At 35.2% G+C, this 20,532-nt stretch carries 18 protein-coding genes; 3 read left to right on the forward strand and 15 right to left on the reverse strand.

Annotated elements, in window-relative coordinates; translation table 11 throughout:
- Window positions 1-8 precede the first annotated feature (8 nt).
- The 14 genes from rfbB to glnA all read right to left on the reverse strand — a co-directional run bounded on the left by rfbB (window position 9) and on the right by glnA (window position 15,412).
- The gene (rfbB, locus tag DV428_RS09070) at window positions 9-1,052 is read right to left on the reverse strand and encodes a dTDP-glucose 4,6-dehydratase (RefSeq protein ID WP_114909483.1); all 1,044 of its coding nucleotides are present in this window, start codon (window positions 1,050-1,052) and stop codon (window positions 9-11) included.
- Window positions 1,052-2,467 carry an undecaprenyl-phosphate galactose phosphotransferase WbaP gene (wbaP, locus tag DV428_RS09075; RefSeq protein ID WP_114909484.1) on the reverse strand — a complete coding sequence of 472 codons (1,416 nt, stop codon included), beginning with the start codon at window positions 2,465-2,467 and terminating at the stop codon, window positions 1,052-1,054. The genes rfbB and wbaP overlap by 1 nt, the downstream gene beginning before the upstream one ends.
- A 10-nt stretch (window positions 2,468-2,477) precedes the next feature.
- Complete coding sequence (locus DV428_RS09080; RefSeq protein WP_114909485.1) at window positions 2,478-3,248, reverse strand: DUF4422 domain-containing protein; 771 nt, start codon at window positions 3,246-3,248, stop codon at window positions 2,478-2,480.
- A 1-nt stretch (window position 3,249) separates the two neighbouring features.
- Entirely contained in the window at window positions 3,250-4,179 is a 930-nt protein-coding gene (locus tag DV428_RS09085) for a glycosyltransferase family 2 protein (RefSeq protein ID WP_114909486.1), read from the reverse strand.
- A 72-nt stretch (window positions 4,180-4,251) separates the two neighbouring features.
- Window positions 4,252-5,403, reverse strand: coding sequence for a UDP-galactopyranose mutase (gene glf / locus DV428_RS09090; protein WP_114909487.1), 1,152 nt, complete (start codon window positions 5,401-5,403; stop codon window positions 4,252-4,254).
- A gap of 14 nt (window positions 5,404-5,417) precedes the next feature.
- On the reverse strand, window positions 5,418-6,968 hold the full coding sequence (locus tag DV428_RS09095; protein ID WP_114909488.1) for an aminoglycoside phosphotransferase family protein: 1,551 nt from the start codon (window positions 6,966-6,968) through the stop codon (window positions 5,418-5,420).
- Window positions 6,955-7,341 carry an HAD-IIIC family phosphatase gene (locus DV428_RS09100; RefSeq protein ID WP_114909489.1) on the reverse strand — a complete coding sequence of 129 codons (387 nt, stop codon included), beginning with the start codon at window positions 7,339-7,341 and terminating at the stop codon, window positions 6,955-6,957. Before DV428_RS09100 ends, DV428_RS09095 begins: the two co-directional genes overlap by 14 nt.
- A 10-nt stretch (window positions 7,342-7,351) precedes the next feature.
- Window positions 7,352-8,062: a glycosyltransferase family 2 protein gene (locus DV428_RS09105; RefSeq protein WP_114909490.1), complete on the reverse strand. Its 711-nt coding sequence runs from the start codon at window positions 8,060-8,062 to the stop codon at window positions 7,352-7,354.
- Between the two features lie 5 nt (window positions 8,063-8,067).
- Window positions 8,068-9,102, reverse strand: coding sequence for a WavE lipopolysaccharide synthesis family protein (locus DV428_RS09110; RefSeq protein WP_114909491.1), 1,035 nt, complete (start codon window positions 9,100-9,102; stop codon window positions 8,068-8,070).
- A 34-nt stretch (window positions 9,103-9,136) separates the two neighbouring features.
- Window positions 9,137-11,347 (reverse strand): hypothetical protein, encoded by a 2,211-nt coding sequence (locus tag DV428_RS09115; RefSeq protein WP_162790808.1) that lies wholly within the window; start codon window positions 11,345-11,347, stop codon window positions 9,137-9,139.
- An 18-nt stretch (window positions 11,348-11,365) separates the two neighbouring features.
- Window positions 11,366-12,307 carry a hypothetical protein gene (locus DV428_RS09120; protein ID WP_114909493.1) on the reverse strand — a complete coding sequence of 314 codons (942 nt, stop codon included), beginning with the start codon at window positions 12,305-12,307 and terminating at the stop codon, window positions 11,366-11,368.
- 45 nt (window positions 12,308-12,352) lie between these two features.
- Window positions 12,353-13,084, reverse strand: coding sequence for an ABC transporter ATP-binding protein (locus DV428_RS09125; RefSeq protein WP_114909494.1), 732 nt, complete (start codon window positions 13,082-13,084; stop codon window positions 12,353-12,355).
- Window positions 13,081-13,872 carry an ABC transporter permease gene (locus tag DV428_RS09130; RefSeq protein WP_114909495.1) on the reverse strand — a complete coding sequence of 264 codons (792 nt, stop codon included), beginning with the start codon at window positions 13,870-13,872 and terminating at the stop codon, window positions 13,081-13,083. The genes DV428_RS09125 and DV428_RS09130 overlap by 4 nt, the downstream gene beginning before the upstream one ends.
- A gap of 121 nt (window positions 13,873-13,993) precedes the next feature.
- Window positions 13,994-15,412, reverse strand: a complete 1,419-nt coding sequence (glnA, locus tag DV428_RS09135; protein ID WP_114909496.1) for a type I glutamate--ammonia ligase — start codon at window positions 15,410-15,412, stop codon at window positions 13,994-13,996.
- A 233-nt stretch (window positions 15,413-15,645) separates the two neighbouring features.
- On the opposite strand from glnA, the gene typA reads away from it, so the two are divergent.
- Window positions 15,646-17,496 (forward strand): translational GTPase TypA, encoded by a 1,851-nt coding sequence (typA, locus tag DV428_RS09140; protein WP_114909497.1) that lies wholly within the window; start codon window positions 15,646-15,648, stop codon window positions 17,494-17,496.
- Window positions 17,497-17,582: 86 nt separating this feature from the next.
- Here typA and pdxH read toward each other — a convergent pair whose 3' ends face one another.
- Window positions 17,583-18,215 (reverse strand): pyridoxamine 5'-phosphate oxidase, encoded by a 633-nt coding sequence (pdxH, locus tag DV428_RS09145; protein WP_114909498.1) that lies wholly within the window; start codon window positions 18,213-18,215, stop codon window positions 17,583-17,585.
- A gap of 284 nt (window positions 18,216-18,499) precedes the next feature.
- Here pdxH and DV428_RS09150 point away from each other — a divergent pair, with 284 nt between their 5' ends.
- Window positions 18,500-19,207: a 7-cyano-7-deazaguanine/7-aminomethyl-7-deazaguanine transporter gene (locus tag DV428_RS09150; protein WP_005631081.1), complete on the forward strand. Its 708-nt coding sequence runs from the start codon at window positions 18,500-18,502 to the stop codon at window positions 19,205-19,207.
- A 275-nt stretch (window positions 19,208-19,482) separates the two neighbouring features.
- On the forward strand, window positions 19,483-20,526 hold the full coding sequence (locus tag DV428_RS09155) for a YeeE/YedE family protein (RefSeq protein ID WP_114909499.1): 1,044 nt from the start codon (window positions 19,483-19,485) through the stop codon (window positions 20,524-20,526).
- Window positions 20,527-20,532: the final 6 nt, after the last annotated feature.

Genomic DNA, 20,532 nt, shown 5'->3' on the forward strand with positions numbered 1-20,532 from the left:
ATAAGATATCAGGTATTATCCTCTTTTAGTTTATTTTGATTAAGGTTTCTATTACACAAGTACAATGTTACCGTCTGACGAAGTCCTTGTTCAAAGGTTATTTGTGGTTGCCAACCTAATTCTGCATGAATTTTAGAACAATCCAATGAATATCGCACATCGTGACCAGGTCGGTCTTTTACAAAAGTTATTAAATCTTCGTAATACTTAATGTGATTAGGCTTATTTGGTGCAAGTTCTTCGAGTAATTGGCAAATGGTTTTAACCACTTCAAGGTTTGTTTTTTCACAATTTCCACCGATATTATAGTTTTCTCCAACTCGACCTTTTGTCAAAACTAAATATAAAGCTTGAACATGATCTTCCACAAATAACCAATCACGAATTTGCTGCCCATCACCATAAATTGGCAAAGGCTTTCCCATCACAGCATTTGAAATCATTAAAGGGATAAGCTTTTCAGCATGTTGATAAGCCCCATAGTTATTGGAGCTGTTTGTGATAATCACCGGCAAACTATAAGTACGATGCCAAGCGTGAACCAAATGGTCACTTGCTGCTTTTGAGGCAGAATAAGGACTACTCGGATGATAAGGGGAATGTTCAGTAAAGGCGGGATCAGAAAGGGATAAATCCCCGTACACTTCATCTGTAGAAATATGGTGGTATCGAAAGGCAGATTTTTTAGCTTCGTCTAAGGTATGCCAATAATTCTTAGCAACCTCTAACAACGTATAAGTACCAACAATATTGGTTTGAATAAAATCAGCCGCTCCCGAAATAGAACGATCGACATGACTTTCTGCCGCCAAATGCATCACTGCATCTGGCTGATATTTCTCGAAAACGCTTTCTATCGCCTTAAGATCACAAATATCAATTTGCTCAAAAGCATAGCGAGGATTATTTTCTACCTCTTTCAAAGCGGATTGATTTGCCGCATAGGTCAGTTTATCAATATTAATAACAGAATCTTGAGTATGGTTAATGATATATCGAATAAGGGCGGAACCGATGAAGCCGGAACCGCCGGTGATGAGGATTCGCGTCATTAATAGGCCCCAGTTTTCTTACAAACCACTTTGACAGTTTTAAGCAAAATCACAATATCATTCCATAGAGACCAGTTTTTAGCATACCAAGTATCGAAATAAACTCGTGTATCATAGCTCACATTATTTCGCCCACTGATTTGCCATAAGCCTGTCATTCCAGGTTTAGCCATAAGGTAATAATCTACATCTTCTTGATAGTAAGGTAATTCCTCTTTTACAATTGGACGGGGGCCAACTAAACTCATCTCACCTTTAAGCACGTTCCAGAGTTGCGGTAACTCATCTAAACTGCTTCCTCTTAGCCATTTGCCAATAGGCGTAATTCGCGGATCATTTTTAAGCTTAAAATCGGTTTCCCATTCTAATCTAGCACTTTCATCCGTTGCTAAAAGTTTTTCTAACACTTCATCGGAATTATTTACCATCGTTCTAAACTTCAAGCATTTGAATTTCTTTTTGTGCTGACCAATTCTTGAATGCTCGTATATGAAATTACCGCCATCTCTTGTGATTATAAAATATAAAGGAATACAAAATGGTAACAATAAAAGTAAGAGAAAAGATGAACCTAAGATATCAAAGGTTCTTTTAATAATCTTAGATGAACGTTTGGCTAAATTATTATTCACTCGGAAAAGCACTATTTCTTGGCTGAATAAAAAGGACATATCTGTACCATAGAGCGGAATACCGCGAAAATCAGGAATGATAGATATCGAGCGACAACCTTTACGAATTAAATAACGCAACCAAAAATCTTGTTTGGCTTTATTTTCTTCATCAATCGCTAGAATAAACTGAGTAAATTCGGATGAAACCACTTTCATTAGCAGCTCAGGGTTATGGCGCATGACGGGAACACCCTCAATAAACTCTGAATGATAATCTTCCGTTGTCACAAATAATTTTATGTCGAATCCTAAATACGATTCATTATTTAAGGCGTTAAATACTTCTTTAGCATTTTTTCCATTGCCAATAATGATCGTTTCTTTCAAATATATTCCACTTTTTATCAAAAGCTTTTTTACAATAATCCTGAAAAAAGGAAACCCTACAAAGATACAAATCCAAGCCATGGACCAGAAATAACGGGAAACATATAGACGAGAAAAAGCAACAATCGCCAATTCAATAATAAAAAGAATCGATAAGGTACGGATAATTTCTTTTAATTCAAACCAAAACGGTTTGCGGTAAGTATAGTGCCGTAATCGTATCCAAAACCATAACACACCAGCGAAAGATACACAGGCATGAATCAATACATAGGCATTAAATTCTTCCAAAGGAAAATAAAAACGGCCGCCATGAGTGATATCTAACACTTCATAAGCAATAAATAATGAACTGAAAAGTGTTAAAAAATCAGTAGCTAACAAAATAAATTTACACCACGTAATTTTATGCATAGTGAAATCCTTATCTTAAAAATTTTCGTTTTAATAAATTAATCGCTTTTTTTAACAAATTCTCGCCTTCTAAATTAACTACCGGAATTTCACAAAACTTTAACTGATGATGAACCAACCAAACATTAAATAGGCGCTCGGCAATAAAACCAAATACTCTTTTTTGGTAGCTATCATACTGTGTGATATCTATTCGCTTTTCTAATTCAAACAAAATAGGGAAAAGCCACTTACAGTATTCTGATGCTTTCTCTGATGACATGACAAACATATTATAAATATGAATTTTTCGGCCTTGCATCACGGTATCAAAACTCTTTAAATATTCAGGTTGCAATTCAATGATAATGTCTCTTGTGAGATCAAGATCTTTGATATGATGTGCGTGTTGGTAATGAGAGTAAATTGATTCGATAAAATAATTCCGTTTTCTAGGTAAAATTACATCGTACTTTTCTAAAATGGCTAACAGTTCTGACTCTGAGGCAATTTGTTTTTTCTTCAAATATAATGTTTTACCCAAAAAATAGCGGCGATAATGCACCAACCCTACATATTCATTATTTTCAAATACGCCGTTTTTCCAAGCCCAATAAAGCCCTGTTAATTCACAAAAACTACTATTTTTTTCAGCAATATTTACACCTGAATTATCTTGGTAAAAGCCCTCATTTTTTAGACCGCTAGCAATCTTTCCTCCTACAAACAGCGGGCGATAGCATGCAGAATCTGGAAACTCATAGTCTTTATGCGTAATCACTAATACAGTAAGCTTTTGCATATTATTTTAAGTAATCCTTATGATGAGAAAAATCACCAGTAAGCCCGTGCCACGTTGCACGCCAAGCAAATAGTAAACGAGAAAGGCTTGGCTGAGTAAATGCATAAAACCAAGTTGTTTTAATAAAAAAAGCTAGCGTATAAACAAGCCCTTTATGCTTGGCAAAAGTAGCAATTGTATTACGACAAAAACAATATTGTTTTAAATCTGAATGTGCATTATTAAACCGTAATTTACCAAAAAACATTGGTTCTGATATAGAGCTTGCAATAGGATGATAAAATAATGCATCAATCACTGTCAAAATATTGGCACGGTATGCCTCTGCACGCATAGTATATTCTCGCTCATCTCCCCAAATAAAGTAATCCTTCATAGGAAATCCCATTTGTTGGACAAGATCTCTTCCGATTAACGTACCATTAAAAGGTAATACTGTATCCTTAATTTGATTATCTATTTTTAAAAATTTAGGGATATCAGAGTAATGATCAATTACTTGTAAACTATTTGGCAACCGCAAGCTAAAACTTAGTTTCTCCTTGCCTTCACAATCAATCACAATAGGGCCAATATAGCAATTATGAGATATATAAGGTAAAAGCTTTTCCAAACATGTTTCAGCTGGAAATCCATCATCATCCATCAACCAAATATAATCAAAATCTTGTTCAAACGCATACTTAATCCCCTCATGGAATCCACCTGCTCCCCCCATATTTTCGGGCAAGGTGATGAAAGTAAAAGCATCATTATTTGTCCAACCATTCTCACCTAAAAAATCAGCAGTTCCATCAGTACTGGCATTATCAATCACCACAATATGAGTTAAAGGATGTGTTTGGGCTTTCAGTGCATTTAAACAATTTAATAATAATGCTTTGCGGTTAAACGTTACAACCACTGCACAAATTGATTTTTCAGTATGCATAATTGACTCAATTTTATTTAAACAAAAGCCATACACGAAATCGTATATGGCTTGATGATAGGCTCGCTATACTTAATCCATATTCACATAGAATGGTTTAAGTGCGGTCTGTTTTTCTAACGATTCTTTTACAACATCCGCTGTTTCTAGGGCTTCTTTAATCGTCACATCCATATCTAAATAACGATAAGTACCTAAACGACCGACGAAAGTCACTTGTGTTTCTTTGTTGGCTTTTTCAACATATTGCTGAAGAAGAGCTTTATCTTTCACTAAACGAATCGGGTAATATGGAATATCATTTTCACCACATAGACGGCTAAATTCACGATAACAAATTGTTTTCTCGTGTTGTTCCCATGGTGCAAAGTGTTTATGTTCTGAAATACGAGTATAAGGTACTTCTTCATCACCATAGTTAATTACCGCATTACCTTGGAAATCACCTTCATCGCGGAATGCATCAAAATCTAAAGTGCGGTAGCCTAAGCGACCAAGTTCAAAGCCAAAGTAAGCATCTAGCGGGCCAGACCAGAAAATATGATCAAACTCTGCTTTCATTGATTCAGCAAATGGTGTATTTAAACGCACTTCAATATTTTCATGATCTAAAATCGCTTCCACAAGTTGTGTATAACCGTTTTTTGGCATACCTTGGAATTTATGCGCGAAATAGTTATCGTCATAATTAAAGCGTACGGGTAAGCGCTTTAAAATGCTTGCCGGTAATTCTTTTGGCTCCACACCCCATTGTTTTTTAGTGTAACCATAGAAGAAAGCTTTATACAAATCCTTACCTACAAAACGCATTGCTTGCTCTTCAAAGGTTTGCGGATCAGTAATAGACAAATCTGCTTGCTCCTCAATTAAAGCTTTTGCTTCTTTCGGTGAACACGTTTTGCCAAAGAATTGGTTAATCGTATGCAAGTTAATTGGGAGAGAATACACCGCACCTTGGCTAATCGTTTTTACACGATTAACAAACGGCATAAACTCACCGAAATTATTCACATAAGTCCATACTCTTTCATTATCTGTATGGAAAATATGTGGACCATAAACATGAACCATAACATTTGTTTCAGCATCACGTTCAGAGTGACAGTTACCCGCCACATGGCTACGAGAATCAATAACAACGGTGTTATAACCATTTTCCGCTAATTCGCGAGCGATAACAGCGTTGGAGAAACCTGCACCGACTAAAAGAAAGTGCTTTTGCAAAATCAACTCCCAAACTAAGCCTTGAAGTATTCTACATATAAACGCAATGCGTTTGCTAACATCGCTTCTTGCCTATGTGGTTTATCAAAATGTAATGGAATCATAGATAAGAACAACAAGATTGTTGGTGCAATAATAGCCTTATTCGATAACTCCGGAATTAGTGATTTTTGCATAAACATAGACTGAACTTGCTTCAAACGTGAATCTAAGTTAAATCTGAGTTTTACACCAATCTCATCACTCTTTTCAAGGTGGAATGCATCAGCGATAATAAAGTCATATAAGCCAATGAAAGAATGGCAGAGTTTTGCCAAATCGTAACTTTGATTTCCGTAAATAGTTAATTCTTGCTGAATATTCAATCCTCTAGGGTCGATCACTTTTACACTATTGCTGCGAGAATCATACATTACATTACTAAAGCATAAATCACCATGCACAACAGCTGGAACTTCAGGTAATGCTAATGAAGCATCAATACACTCCTGCGCAATTTGGCGTAGAGATGGCAAATTTTTTCCGTTATAACGGGCTGGCTTGTCTAGATCGATATTTTTCTGTTTTGCATAAGCTTCTAGGCGGTCATAAGTTTTATCTGCGTAAAGAGCGGTCGAATCTTGGTGAATTTTTGCAATAAGATCTTTATCATCATAAGAAAAATATTTGCGAGATTCATCCATATAAAATGAAATCAAACCAAGCACTTTTTCCCAAAAAGCTACGGGATTTCTACCATGGACGAAAATCTCATTTAATGGCAAGATAGGGAGATACTCAGTTTCATAGAATGGATTACCTTGTTCTGTTTTTCCAGACTGAATTAATTGTGGTGTAAAACGTTTTAATTCCGCAGGCAATTGCTGGAACCAATTTGCTTCAGCCTCAATTTTTCTTGGTGGAGTACCTGATTTCCATACCACACCGTTTTCAATTTTTAATGAATTAAAGGCTCGTTGTGTCGTAATAGTTGAGCGCGATTGGAAATAAGTATTGATATGCCCAAAGTCATACCATGAATCTACGTTCTCATAAGCAATGCCTTTCTCTTCTTCATAAATTTTAACTGACTTTACAAAATCTCCTTGAGAAAGAGCTAATGCCCTCACAAAGGCTTTGGAGCTAGAAAATGCAAAGAAACCGCACCATACGGCATTAAAATCTTCAACTTCCCAAGTGTAGTCATCTTGAGATTTACCTAAACCAACACAATCAATATCTTCAGGAAAGCACCCTAATAACGTATCGCCATGTAGTAATCTTAATGTTTCATTTTCATAACCAATGGCATTTAGGACATAAAGAAGTGCCATTCCCAATGAAATACCTTCTTGAACAAAGATTGGCTCAATATTAAGCTCTTGAAGTAATAATGATTCATCAATGCTTAGAGCATAATTGCTAGGAAGAGAAACAATAATTTTTTGTGAAAATTGCTTACGTAATGCATTCACTTGATGTGAAAGCAATTTCTTATTGCCAATAGGTAAAAAACAAGGCGGAATTAAACCAAACTCGTTACGAAACTCTGCATTCACATAGGCAGCTGAATTAATTAGAATCATATTCACCACCCATTTTTGTTAATTTACGGATTTCATCATAGCTCATTGATGCAAACTCGTCAGGGCGAACCGCGCGATCATCAACATAAAAACCATCATGTCCACACCAAGGCTTGCCTACATAAATTTCATCATAAGGAACATTATGCCGCTCTAACCAATCCATAATAATCGGTAATGTATTAACATTGATCTTGCCAACGTTGCCTTCATAAGTTCTCATATTACGGCTAGAGCTAATCACAATTTCAAACCCCTTTGCTTTATATTCGCGTAACTTTTCAATTACCGGAATTATCGGTTTAGCATTTCTATAATCGCCATTCTCTGTAAGAGTAATGGTATTATCTAAATCCATAATTAAACGTTTCATATTATGGCTCCTACTTATTTAATAATGCTAGATATTCATCCGGTGTTCCACAAAACAGAATTTCATTATTAGGGATAAGAGCGTAATAAACAACTTTTCCTTGAGTAATTAAGTCATTATAAAGTGGCGCTATGTAATATTCATTTTTTGTAGTATTACCTGAATGTTTGGCATCTAAAAACAATTTTTCAAATACAGATTTATTTTTAAAATAATATAAACCATCGCTACACAAATCAGAGATTCGTTCTTTCTCAGTGGTGCGAATAACTTTTTTAGACGTTCCATCAGGCATAGCGAAAGACCAATGGTCTCCTTCACCTTTAAAAACTTCTAGATAACCATCACATTCATTGACCCAATTGGGTTTCACAAAGTCAATTATTCTAGAATCGATATTAAAAATATAAATCTCTTTATCTTCTTTAATATGCTTGATACCTTGATAAACTGTATCAGCCTGCCCCAAGGTTTCTTCGGGTAAACAAACTAATTCATAATCAGTGATGCCTAAGTTTTTGATTTCTGCTTCTAGGAAATCCTTAGTTTCATAAACATCACGATAAATAAAAACAAACTTATCTGTCTTAAAATAATTTTCAAAAGACTTTACCGCCCATGAAAAAACAGTCTCACCATTTAAATCTAATTGGTATTTCGGCTTTGTATAACCAGCCTTAAAGAAACGGGAACTAAGCCCTGCCATTGGGATAACAAACATATGATTCACACCTTATTTTTAAAAACTTTAAGCACCTTGGATAATCTCTTAGCTAATTTAAAAAGAACACCTCTTAATCTAGATGGATACCAATAACTAGATACCGGCTCAATTAAATTAATTAAAATTCTTAATATATATTTCTTCTTTTTCCGTTTAAGATAAGAAGAAAAAACAGGATCATCCTTACCTACACTAATCCCCATATTATTAATATAATTTCCATACCAATCAGTAAAAGTAATACAGCTCATTGAAAAAAATACTGAACTATAAACCCATAGATATTTTGGAAAAACTAAACCTGCCTGGCATAGGTCTAGAATTATGATCCTCTCAGATAGAAACTTATAATAACTCTCTAAGACAATTTTTCTATTATCATTATGAAATTCTGGTATTTCATATCCTAATTTTTTTGCATAATTAATTGCAATATATTGTTCAACTGCAAATTTAGAAATAAACTCCTTATCAAAGAAACCAGAATTACTAGCATATTTATGGGATAAATACCAACTAGAATCTTCTTCAGTCATTAAAGGAACATCCCAATATTGCAATAATATATTAGTTTTTCCGAACTGAAACCAATCACTAATATGGTATGGCATATGCTCATACATTGTAGGATCTATAGTAAAAAATGAAGTTGATATAATATAATCTTTAGATTTACTAAATCTTATAAAATATTCAGTAAAATTAGAATGTTCTAAATAACAATCTGTACGAATTTTAAGAACATATTCAGTTTTAACCTTTTCAAGACCACTATAAGTTGTTATTATTTGCCTGTTTATATTGTTAGCCTTATTTATATCACATCTTTTTATACCAATTAATCCACCGGGATCCTTACTAAAAACAACTAAGTCAACATCTAGTTCTGAAGAAATAAAAGTTCCTTCCCACGTAGATAGAATTATTTTAGAATTTGGTAGAACTGCTCTAATCTTAGCAATATTATCTTTATAAAACGCATATTCACTAGGAATTAGAGCTCCTTGTAAAACAACAGATATATCTCTAGAGTCCATAATTTTAATTAAATAGGAATTTAAATTGATATTTCTACATTCCTAAAATTTGTTTTAATTTATGCTTTAATCTTAATAAACACGGTTTAAATTTATAATATAATCTAGTTCCATTTCTTCGTATAAATACAAAAGCATTTACTAAAACAAGTTTAGGATCTCTATTAGTTAGAACAATAAATTTGTCACATTCTACTTTACCATACTTTATGATATTTCCATCACTTATAGTTTGATTAAGAATAAGCTCATTATCTCCATTTATATCAATACAATAGTAAATATCGTAGTGTTTGTTATCAAACCCTACAATACCGTTAACATTCTTTATTTTTTGAGGTACTAAAATACCACATATATCAATAACAGCCCTTGCATGAACACAAGGATCATAATCAAACGATTCAATGAGAATCATATAGTCCTGATTTTTCACTTTAGCTAAAAAACGTGAGTGTGCTGGATAAGCATTTATAATCTTACCTGACTCTACTCTATTTTTTATAAAATTAGTAACATCCTGTAACTTAGCTAGCCTTGTCGTCTGAGACCACCAACAATGCTCTTGCATATGCATTAAATGTAAAACTTTCCAAGGTCTAATTATCTCTCCGCGATGCAGTGTATACGGCATGTTTAATAATGATATTTTTATACCGCTATTTATCAAATACTCAGCTAGCATATTCTCGGGATTAAAAAATACTTTATCAATATTCTTCTGTAAGTATGAATACATTGAAAAATAAGTTGACATCACATCAACTTTACCAATAGCAAATTGGTCATTCATACCTTTTGATAAAAAACTAGCCGGAGTATATAAAACATTCGGAATAAAATCTCCATTATCACTAATATTAAATAATATTTCTTTCAGAGTAAATTCAGAATAAATATCCGGTCGTATTCTAACTATATAATCATATTCATCTAAATTTTCAATCAATGAAAATGATTTACTCATACTATAAAACATCGAAATAGAACCTTCATTTCTCCCTGGTTTTAAATAACTATTTTCAGTAGAAGAAATACGGCTAGCCATTTCTTTAAAATCTATTTGATCTTCAAAAAGGAATTTCTTAGGTTTTAGAACGTCAATAATATAGCTCTCACAGGGTTGCTTCAAACTATGAATATATAAATCACAGTCCACCCCAGATAAAAAACCAAGTAAATGTCTAACTTCTTGCTCATACCCTCTGAATTCATCATGCAAAAACTGACCAGAATGGGTAAATTTACCTGAAACACATACAGCTATACGCTTATTCATCCACATTAAATACTGGCTGGAAACTGTAGCACAAAAATACGGCAATTTTTTCAGTTCCGAAATATAAGTAGTATCAATATAAGATGGTTCTAGGCGAATAATAGGAAGTTTAAAGTGAGAAAAAAATGAAGCTAATTTACTAATTTCCCTACTCCCCACAATTGATAATAAAAAATCATTACCATGTAAGGCAAACGGAATATCATCAAGTTTAAATCTATTAGCTATATCATCACCTACAAATTCAGATAAAACTTCTTTAAAATCTAGGAAGTTATATTCGTCTTGATGATATTTATTTAAATAAGCATAATATAACACGCACTCAAAATGCTCTATTGGTTTAGAGCTATGCGATATGTCATCTAGCCAATCACTTCCTAATTTATTAAAAATCAGATCTTCTACTTTATCTTTTTCATAGAACCAATGGAATATTTCCATATACCATTTAGAAATAGAAGATAACTTTAATGCTTCTGCTGCATTTCTATTGACTATAAATCCAGTACTATGCTTCCAAGTTTTCCCTCTAGAAATAGTACTTGTATAAAAAACATACTTCTGTTCAGAATAATTTCTAACTAATTCGGATGCGCTAAATTGATTATAGAAAAAAGTCTCACTATCTAATACAAGTGACCAGTGTGTATTCGAAGATAAAATACCACCAAATTTTTTTAATGATTGAAATGTAAACTTACCAATTCTTTTTAAAAAGCTACTAGGCGATTCTTTTATATTAAATCTATCTAATATGCTTTCGGTTGTAACGATCGAAATTGATAAATCACGATATTGTGTAGATAAAGGAGAAAACATTCCAACATTTTTTTCCTCAACAACAACTATTATCTCTAGGTTTTCTTTATCAATACAATTTTTATCAATACTATCGATCATCGATGAAAATTGTAAAAAATGTTTCTCAAAACTAGGTGTAACGATTGTTAATTTATTATTCACATCAGCCTCAACTTATAGCTACATATTAATAGTAAGTCTAATATTATCCTCTAAATTACGAGGAACCCTTTTAACTCCATAAAGATTGCTTACATCAACTACATTCCAATCCAAATCATCGCCATCATTAAGAGTGAGAGAGTCATTAAAGTATTCTTTATTATTGCAACGAATAGCCTCTATATCACTTATTGATATTTTATAATCACCAAAAATGATCAATACATCAGATAACACTTTCTTTATTGCTCTAGAAAAAAATGAGTCTTTTGCTAAAAAGAATCTAAAAATAAAAATAAAACGAAAAAATTTTCTATCAAACCGGTGAATTTCTGAAAATATATAAGGGAGTCCATCACTTAATATCTGATATTTATTAGCAAAAGAAGAGAAAAGAATCTCTTCTTTAGGATAGAACAACTCTTGATTTAATAATTCCGGGTTTAAATAAATTTCTTTAAGTAACATCTCTAGAAAAGCAATCTCATACATAGAGCCTTCTATTTGAGATGCCAGCAAACCATCATTAAAGTAACCAGTCATTGCTTTATCTTTTAATGCTCTCTTTCCTACCCACCAAAAAGTCCCTTTATTTATTTTTCTATTATGAAAAATATTTTTTCTATCCTTCACATATTTATAGATACCATCTTTAACAAGCATATCATTTGAGGAATGAAATATAACTTTTTCAGCATCCTCTAAGGTTAGGATATAACGAACATTCTCTAAATGGGCATTAATGATACTGCCCCACTTTGTTTCAACCTGCTGTGGATTCAGCAGAACATTTTCAATCGCATTATCTTTCAATGCCAAATCTAGCTCATGTAGAGAAAAATCAGCTCCTTTTGAAAGATGGAAAACAATCATTGCCTCAGGAAAAAAACGATGAAAATTTTTCGCTTGGTCAAGAATAATCTCGATTTTTTCATGAACAGGAATCGATACGTAAATCATCTTTTGATTAACTCATTTTAAGCAGATATCGTTAATCCTATAGCATTAGCCCGCATACAATGGGATCACATCCTCAGCCTTCCCACAGCCTTTCACTACGCCCTTGTCCAACCAAATCACGTTCTGACAAAGCTCTTTTACCTGCTCGATAGAATGAGAAACAAATAAAAGTGTCGTACCGCCGGCTAGCATATTTTCCATGCGTTTTTTACATTTTTCTTGGAATGCTGCATCTCCCACAGCCAACACTTCATCCACAATGAGAATTTCCGGTTTAACAATTGTTGCGACGGCAAAGCCCAATCGGGCGGCCATTCCTGAGGAGAAATTTTTAATTGGTACATCAACGAAATCTTGTAGCTCAGCAAATTCAATAATTTCGTCAAAATGTTGCTCCATAAAGGCCTTTTTATGCCCTAAAAGTGCGCCATTAAGATAAATATTTTCTCTTGCAGTTAGTTCACCATCAAAACCAGCACCCAGCTCAATAAGAGGAGCAATATTGCCGTGCACCTCTACAGTGCCTTTATAAGGTTTTAAAATGCCACAGATTAGCTTTAAAAGTGTGGATTTTCCTGAACCATTGGTACCAATTAAGCCCCAAGACTCCCCACGTTTTACTTCAAGATTTACATCTTTTAACGCCAAAAACTCTTGAAACATCAAATCACCTTTCAGCATTTTGATTATGTATTCTTTTAGCCCGTTGAAGCTTTCTGTCGCCATATTAAAGCGCACAGTAGCATCGGTAACTTTAATCAAAGTATCGTTCATCATATATATAAAATAAATTCGTCTTGTTTTTTATTGAAGTACCATGTGCCAAAAATTAACGCAATAAAAGCAACTGTAAAGCCTGCTAGAATTAGTTTCAAGTCAGGAAACGTTGCAGATAAAATAATATTTCTAAATTGTTCAACATATAAATACATTGGATTTAATGCTTTGTAATAAAACAAATATTTCTCAGGGATAATAGATACAGGGTAGAATATTGGAGTACAATACATCCACATAGAAATAAACACTCCCCATAAATACTGAACATCTCTAAAAAATACTGTCACCGCTGCTAAAAATAAGCCAACCCCCAAACTAAAGACAAACACCTGAAAAATAACAATAGGGAAAAATATTAAGGCTAATGAAAAATCAGCCTTAGTTACTATCATTACTAATAATAACGCACCTAATGAAAATACTAAATTAACTAAAGAACTCCCAACTTTTGATATAGTAAATACATATTTAGGCACATAAGTTTTTTTCAATAGTGCAGCATTGCCAGTAATAGATCCTACTGACATATTTGTTGCTTCCACCATGAAATTAAAAATAATTTGCCCAGTTAATAGATAAAGCGGAAAATTAGGAATGTTTGATCTAAAAATATTAGAAAACACAAATACTAAAACCCCCATTAACATTAATGGGTTTAAAACACTCCAAAGATAACCTAAATAACTTCTTCTATACTTTAATTTAATATCTCTTATAACAAGCTGTTTTAATAGCTCATTAAATGCATAAAATCGGCGAAACTTGCCTACAAATTTATTAAGCATAATCTAGTCCTATCTATAATCAGATTTCGATTATACACGAATTCAACGTGATATCACATACAAAAAGTGCGGCCAAAAATGACCGCACTTTCTCATTTAGCAACTAGAAATCTATTGTTTCTTATGCATAATACATCTCAAACTCAACTGGATGTGGTGTCATATTTAAACGTTCTACTTCCTTACGTTTAATACTAATAAATGCTTCGATAAAGTCTTTAGCAAAAACACCACCTTGCGTTAAAAATTCATAGTCTTTTTCTAATGAATTCAACGCTTCTTCTAATGAGCTTGCTACCGCTGGAATATCTTTTAATTCTTCTGGTGGAAGATCGTAAAGATTTTTATCCATTGCATCACCTGGATGGATTTTGTTTACGACACCATCAAGGCCTGCCATTAATAATGCAGCAAATGCTAAATATGGGTTTGCTAAAGGATCTGGGAAACGTGCTTCTACACGAATCGCTTTCGGGTTGGTTACTGCGGGAATACGAATTGAAGCAGAACGGTTGCTTGCAGAGTAAGCCAATAATACAGGTGCTTCAAAGCCAGGCACTAAACGTTTGTATGAGTTAGTACTTGGGTTAGTGAACGCATTTAATGCTTTAGCGTGCTTAATGATACCGCCGATGTAATAAAGTGCGGTTTCTGAAAGACCAGCATATTTGTCGCCTTGGAAAATATTTTTACCGTCTTTGCCTAATGACATATTGCAGTGCATGCCTGAACCATTGTCACCCGTGATTGGTTTAGGCATAAAGCAAGCGGTTTTGCCATGTTCTAATGCAACGTTTTGTACCACGTATTTATAGATTTGTGTTTCATCCGCTTTCAAGGTTAAGCTGTTGAATTTCGTTGCAATTTCATTTTGACCTGCGGTTGCCACTTCATGGTGATGAGCTTCGATGACTAAGCCCATTTCTTCTAAAATTAAACACATTTCAGAGCGAATATCATGAGCCGTATCAATTGGAGCAACCGCACAGTAACCACCTTTTTTCAATGGGCGATAAGCGTTATTGCCTTCTTCATATTTTTTATTCGTGTTCCAAGCAGCTTCTATATCATCAATAGAAAAAGACGCTTTGTTCATTGATACATTAAAACGCACATCATCAAATAAGAAGAATTCAGGCTCTGGGCCGAAAAAAGCTTGATCCGCAATACCTGTTGAACGCATATAATTTTCTGCACGAATTGCAATAGAGCGCGGATCGCGATCGTAGCTTTGCATTGTCGTTGGTTCATAAACACTACAACGAATAGAAAGCGTTGGAATTTGCGCGAATGGATCGATCACTGCAGTTTCAGCGATTGGCATAAGCAACATATCGGCTTTATTAATGGTCTTCCATCCTTCTACAGAGGAACCATCAAACATCTTGCCGTCTTCAAACATTTCTTCATCCACAAGGCTTACAGGAATGGATACACCATGCTCTTTGCCTTTAATATCGGTGAATCGAAGAAGTACAAATTTCACATTATTTTCTTCAATTAGCTTAAATACATTGGCGATTGCATTTGCGTTTGGCATTAGGGAGTCCTCTATATTAATCCGATTAAAATAAGAAGTGCGCATTATAACGTAACAATACTATTTTTTCATGAGATTTATTTTTCTTATTCTAGTCATAGCAGAAAAAGAAAAATGCATGTATAATTTTTGCCCTTTCGACAAATGTAGAAACGCAGGGTGCAACTCGTTGCGCCATTTTTTATGTAACGATGTAATAAAAATTGCATCTCATCTAATCAAAGCATTAAACAATGAAAAACGAAATTGATATTAAAAAACTCCGTAACATCGCAATTATTGCGCACGTTGACCATGGTAAAACCACTCTTGTAGATAAACTTCTTCAACAATCTGGTACTTTTGAATCTGCACGTGGTGATGTGGATGAACGAGTTATGGACTCAAACGATCTTGAAAAAGAACGTGGCATTACCATTCTTGCAAAAAATACCGCAATTAACTGGAATGGTTATCGCATTAACATCGTAGATACCCCAGGACACGCAGACTTCGGTGGTGAAGTTGAACGCGTACTTTCTATGGTGGACTCTGTTCTATTAGTTGTTGATGCTTTTGATGGCCCAATGCCACAAACGCGTTTCGTAACCCAAAAAGCGTTCGCTCATGGTTTAAAACCTATCGTAGTAATTAATAAAGTTGACCGCCCTGGTGCGCGTCCTGACTGGGTTGTGGATCAAGTATTTGACTTATTCGTAAATCTTGGTGCAACAGATGAACAGTTAGACTTCCCTATTATCTATGCTTCAGCGCTAAATGGTGTCGCAGGTCTTGAGCACGAAGAATTAGCAAAAGATATGACCCCATTATTTGAAGCCATTGTGAAACATGTAGAACCGCCAAAAGTAGAACTTGATGCACCATTCCAAATGCAAATTTCACAATTAGACTACAACAACTATGTAGGTGTTATCGGCATTGGTCGTATTAAGCGCGGTTCGATTAAACCAAACCAACCGGTTACTATCATCAATAGTGAAGGAAAAACTCGTCAAGGTCGTATCGGTCAAGTACTTGGTCACCTAGGTTTACAACGTTATGAAGAAGATGTTGCTTACGCAGGCGATATCGTGGCGATCACTGGTTTAGGTGAATTAAATATTTCTGATACGATTTGTGATATCAACGCAGTTGAAGCGCTTCCATCATTAACTGTTGATGAACCAACAGTAACCATGTTCTTCTGTGTAAATACCTCTCCATTTGCGGGGCAAGAAGGTAAATACGTCACATCTCGTCAAATTCTTGAACGTTTAAATAAAGAATTAGTTCACAACGTGGCATTACGCGTAGAAGAAACACCAAACCCAGATGAATTCCGTGTTTCTGGTCGTGGTGAATTACATCTTTCTGTATTAATCGAAAATATGCGTCGTGAAGGTTATGAACTTGCGGTTTCTCGCCCTAAAGTAATCTATCGTGATATTGACGGTAAAAAACAAGAGCCATACGAACAAGTCACTATTGATGTGGAAGAACAACATCAAGGTTCTGTGATGGAAGCATTAGGTATCCGTAAAGGTGAAGTTCGAGATATGTTGCCAGATGGTAAAGGCCGTGTTCGCTTAGAATACATCATTCCTAGCCGTGGATTAATTGGCTTCCGTGGTGACTTTATGACCATGACTTCTGGTACAGGCTTACTTTACTCAAGCTTTAGCCACTACGATGAAATCAAAGGTGGAGATATCGGTCAACGTAAAAATGGTGTGTTGATTTCTAATGCAACAGGTAAAGCACTGGGTTATGCATTATTTGGCTTACAAGAACGTGGTAAGTTAATGATTGATGCAAACGTAGAAGTTTATGAAGGTCAAATTATCGGTATTCATAGCCGTTCAAATGACTTAACCGTAAACTGCTTACAAGGTAAAAAACTAACCAATATGCGTGCGTCAGGTAAAGACGATGCGATTGTGCTGACTACACCTGTGAAATTCAGTCTTGAACAAGCGATTGAATTTATCGATGACGATGAGTTAGTGGAAGTGACACCTGAATCGATTCGTATCCGTAAAAAACTTTTAACAGAAAACGATCGTAAACGTGCAAATCGTACAACGACAAGTACTAGCACGCATTAATAAATAAAGCTAAACGCTAAAATTTAGAAAAAATTAACCGCATTTTGGGATACAACTAAAGTGCGGTTATTTTTATGCTCAATTTACTAAGGAGAAAGCCTTTCTCTAATCCAATTATCGCTTTCTTTACGATAACGAATGCGATCATGTAAACGGCTTAGGCGACCTTGCCAAAATTCCACGGTTTCTGGCACGATTAAATAGCCACCCCAATAATCTGGTCGAGGCACATTTAACGGATTTTTAGCAGCAACTAATGCGGCTTTTGCTAATAAAGATTTATAATTAGAAATCACCGCACTTTGCTCACTTGCCCAAGCTCCTATACGACTGGTGTAAGGTCGGGTAGCAAAATATTTATCGGATTGTTCTGCTGGGATTTTAACCGCCTTACCTTCAATTCGCACTTGGCGTTCCAATTCAGGCCAAAAAAAAGTCAACGCGACATAAGGATTGTGCTCAATACAACTACCTTTTCGGCTAAGATAATTGGTAAAAAAGACAAAACCTTGCTCATTGACTTCTTTTAGCAAAACCATTCGGCTATTTGGGCGACCTTGTTCATCAACAGTCGCAATATTCATTGCAGTAGGCTCATTGACTTGAGCATGAATAGCCTCTTTTTGCCACTGTTCAAATTGCGAGATTGGATTTTCATGGCAATCATGTTGCGAAAGCACTCGTTTAGTATATTCATCGCGGATATTGTGTAACTCCATTTTCTCTCCTTTTAAATTTGATGAAAAATGCAAATAGAATAAAGGCTGTGAAATCATTCGTCAATTTAAGGAAAAACTGTGGAACTAGCATCATATCATTAAGTAATTCTGCCCCTCCTTCTAGTAAAGCACCTTATTCTGACGAGGTATTCTGGAATTCAGTGAAAAATAAAACTCAAATGACATCGAATCTTGCAATTATTTGAAATATGAGTATTATCTAGCTCCCTATGTTCAACCTCGGGTTCCCTAACCCCGATTTATTTAAACTAAAAAGGTACAACATGAAATTAAACTCTCCGATCTTTAATGATCAACAAAAACGTCGTGCAATCATCTGGCTCAGCTTTTTCCACATATTCATCATTGCAGCGAGCAACTACTTTGTACAAATCCCTTTTGAAATCACGCTAAAATTGACCGCACTTGGTGCAGCAAATGATTTTTCTTTCCACAGCACTTGGGGAACACTCACATTCCCATTTATCTTTTTAGCTACAGATTTAACCGTACGCATTTTCGGTGCGGAAGATGCAAGAAAAATCATCTTCGTGGTGATGTTTCCTGCACTTATTGTAAGTTACGTCATATCTGTTTTATTCTCTGAAAGCAAATTCCAAGGTTTCGAATCATTAACGCATTTTGATCTGTTTGTATTCCGTATTGCTATTGCGAGCTTTGCCGCTTACGTCGTAGGACAATTACTGGATGTGATCGTATTTAACCGCTTACGCCAGTTAAAAACATGGTGGGTGGCGCCAACTAGCTCAATGACATTCGGTTCAATGGCGGATACGTTTGTTTTCTTCAGTGTGGCATTCTACCAAAGTGCAGATCCATTCATGGCTGAACACTGGGCACAACTCGGCTTTGTAGATTACCTGTTTAAGCTATTTATCGGCATTATATTATTCGTACCAGCCTATGGCGTAGTATTAAATGTTATTTTACGAAAACTACAAATGCTCGTAGCTGAACGCGTTCCTGCATAAACCAAATTTCTGACGCATATAAAACAATTAACCCCGCTCTTTTGAGTGGGGTTAATTATTAAAAAGCTCATTAAATCGCTTGAGAGCGCAATAAAACCGCCCCATTATATTCTCTACACTTACATTGCTAAAATAGCGCGGTAAAAAAGTATAAATTTATAACCGCACTTTTTTATATCAAAAAAACATATTTTCTAGCTAAAAGTTATTGGCGCTACCTTCTTATTTTTTTAGAAAATACCGATCTACTTAGTTCTAAAATAGAAGGAATATTTATGCTTTTAACCGGATTACTTTGCGGAATTTTACTCGGATTTGTGATGCAGCGTGGGCGCTTTTGTATTACTGGCGCATTTCGCGATATGTATGCCACCAAAAATAACAAAATGTTTGTAGCCCTTTTATTGGCGATTACCGTGCAATCCATCGGTTTCTTCCTCTTAAAAGAAATCGGTGTATTAAATGTCGATCCAGCTGAAAATTTTGCATTTTTAGCCGTGATTATCGGTGCCTTTGTGTTTGGTGTCGGCATTGTTCTCGCTGGCGGTTGTGCAACTGGCACATGGTACCGAGCTGCAGAAGGCTTAGTCGGCAGTTGGGTCGCGTTATTCACTTATATGTTATTAAGTGCCATCATGCGTACTGGCCCATTAGGCGAATTCAATAAAGCTTTACGCAGTATCAATATTGAACAACGCAATATTTACGATACATTCGGTATATCACCTTGGTGGTTAGTCGCATTATTAACTTTAGTGACAGCTTTCTATGTATACAAACATCTCAGCAAACCAAGCGCAAAAGTCGCGTCATTAAAACCAAAGAAAACGGGACTTGCCCACTTATTATTTGAAAAACGCTGGCATCCATTTTTCTCTGCTGTGTTAATCGGATTAATCGCGCTTGCCGCTTGGCCACTCAGTGTCGCTACTGGTCGTGAGTTTGGACTTGGAATCACTGGTCCATCAGCCAATATCATGCAATTCCTTGTTACTGGCGACGGTAAATTTATTAACTGGGGCGTATTCTTAGTCTTAGGGATTTTTATTGGGTCATTCATCGGCGCGAAAGCAAGCAATGAATTTCGTGTTCGCGTACCGGATGCCACCACGATTCTACGCAGCGGACTCGGCGGTATTCTTATGGGTATTGGTGCAACGCTTGCAGGTGGCTGCTCTATCGGTAATGGCTTAGTCGAAACCGCCTTTTTCTCTTGGCAAGGTTGGGTCTCATTGCCATTGATGATTCTCGGCACTTGGGTGGCCGCCTACTTTACCATTATCCGTCCACAACGTTTAAAATTAACAAAAGCATCATAAGGAGTT

This window comes from Haemophilus haemolyticus, from assembly GCF_003352385.1.
Taxonomy (GTDB): Bacteria; Pseudomonadota; Gammaproteobacteria; order Enterobacterales; family Pasteurellaceae; genus Haemophilus; species Haemophilus haemolyticus_I.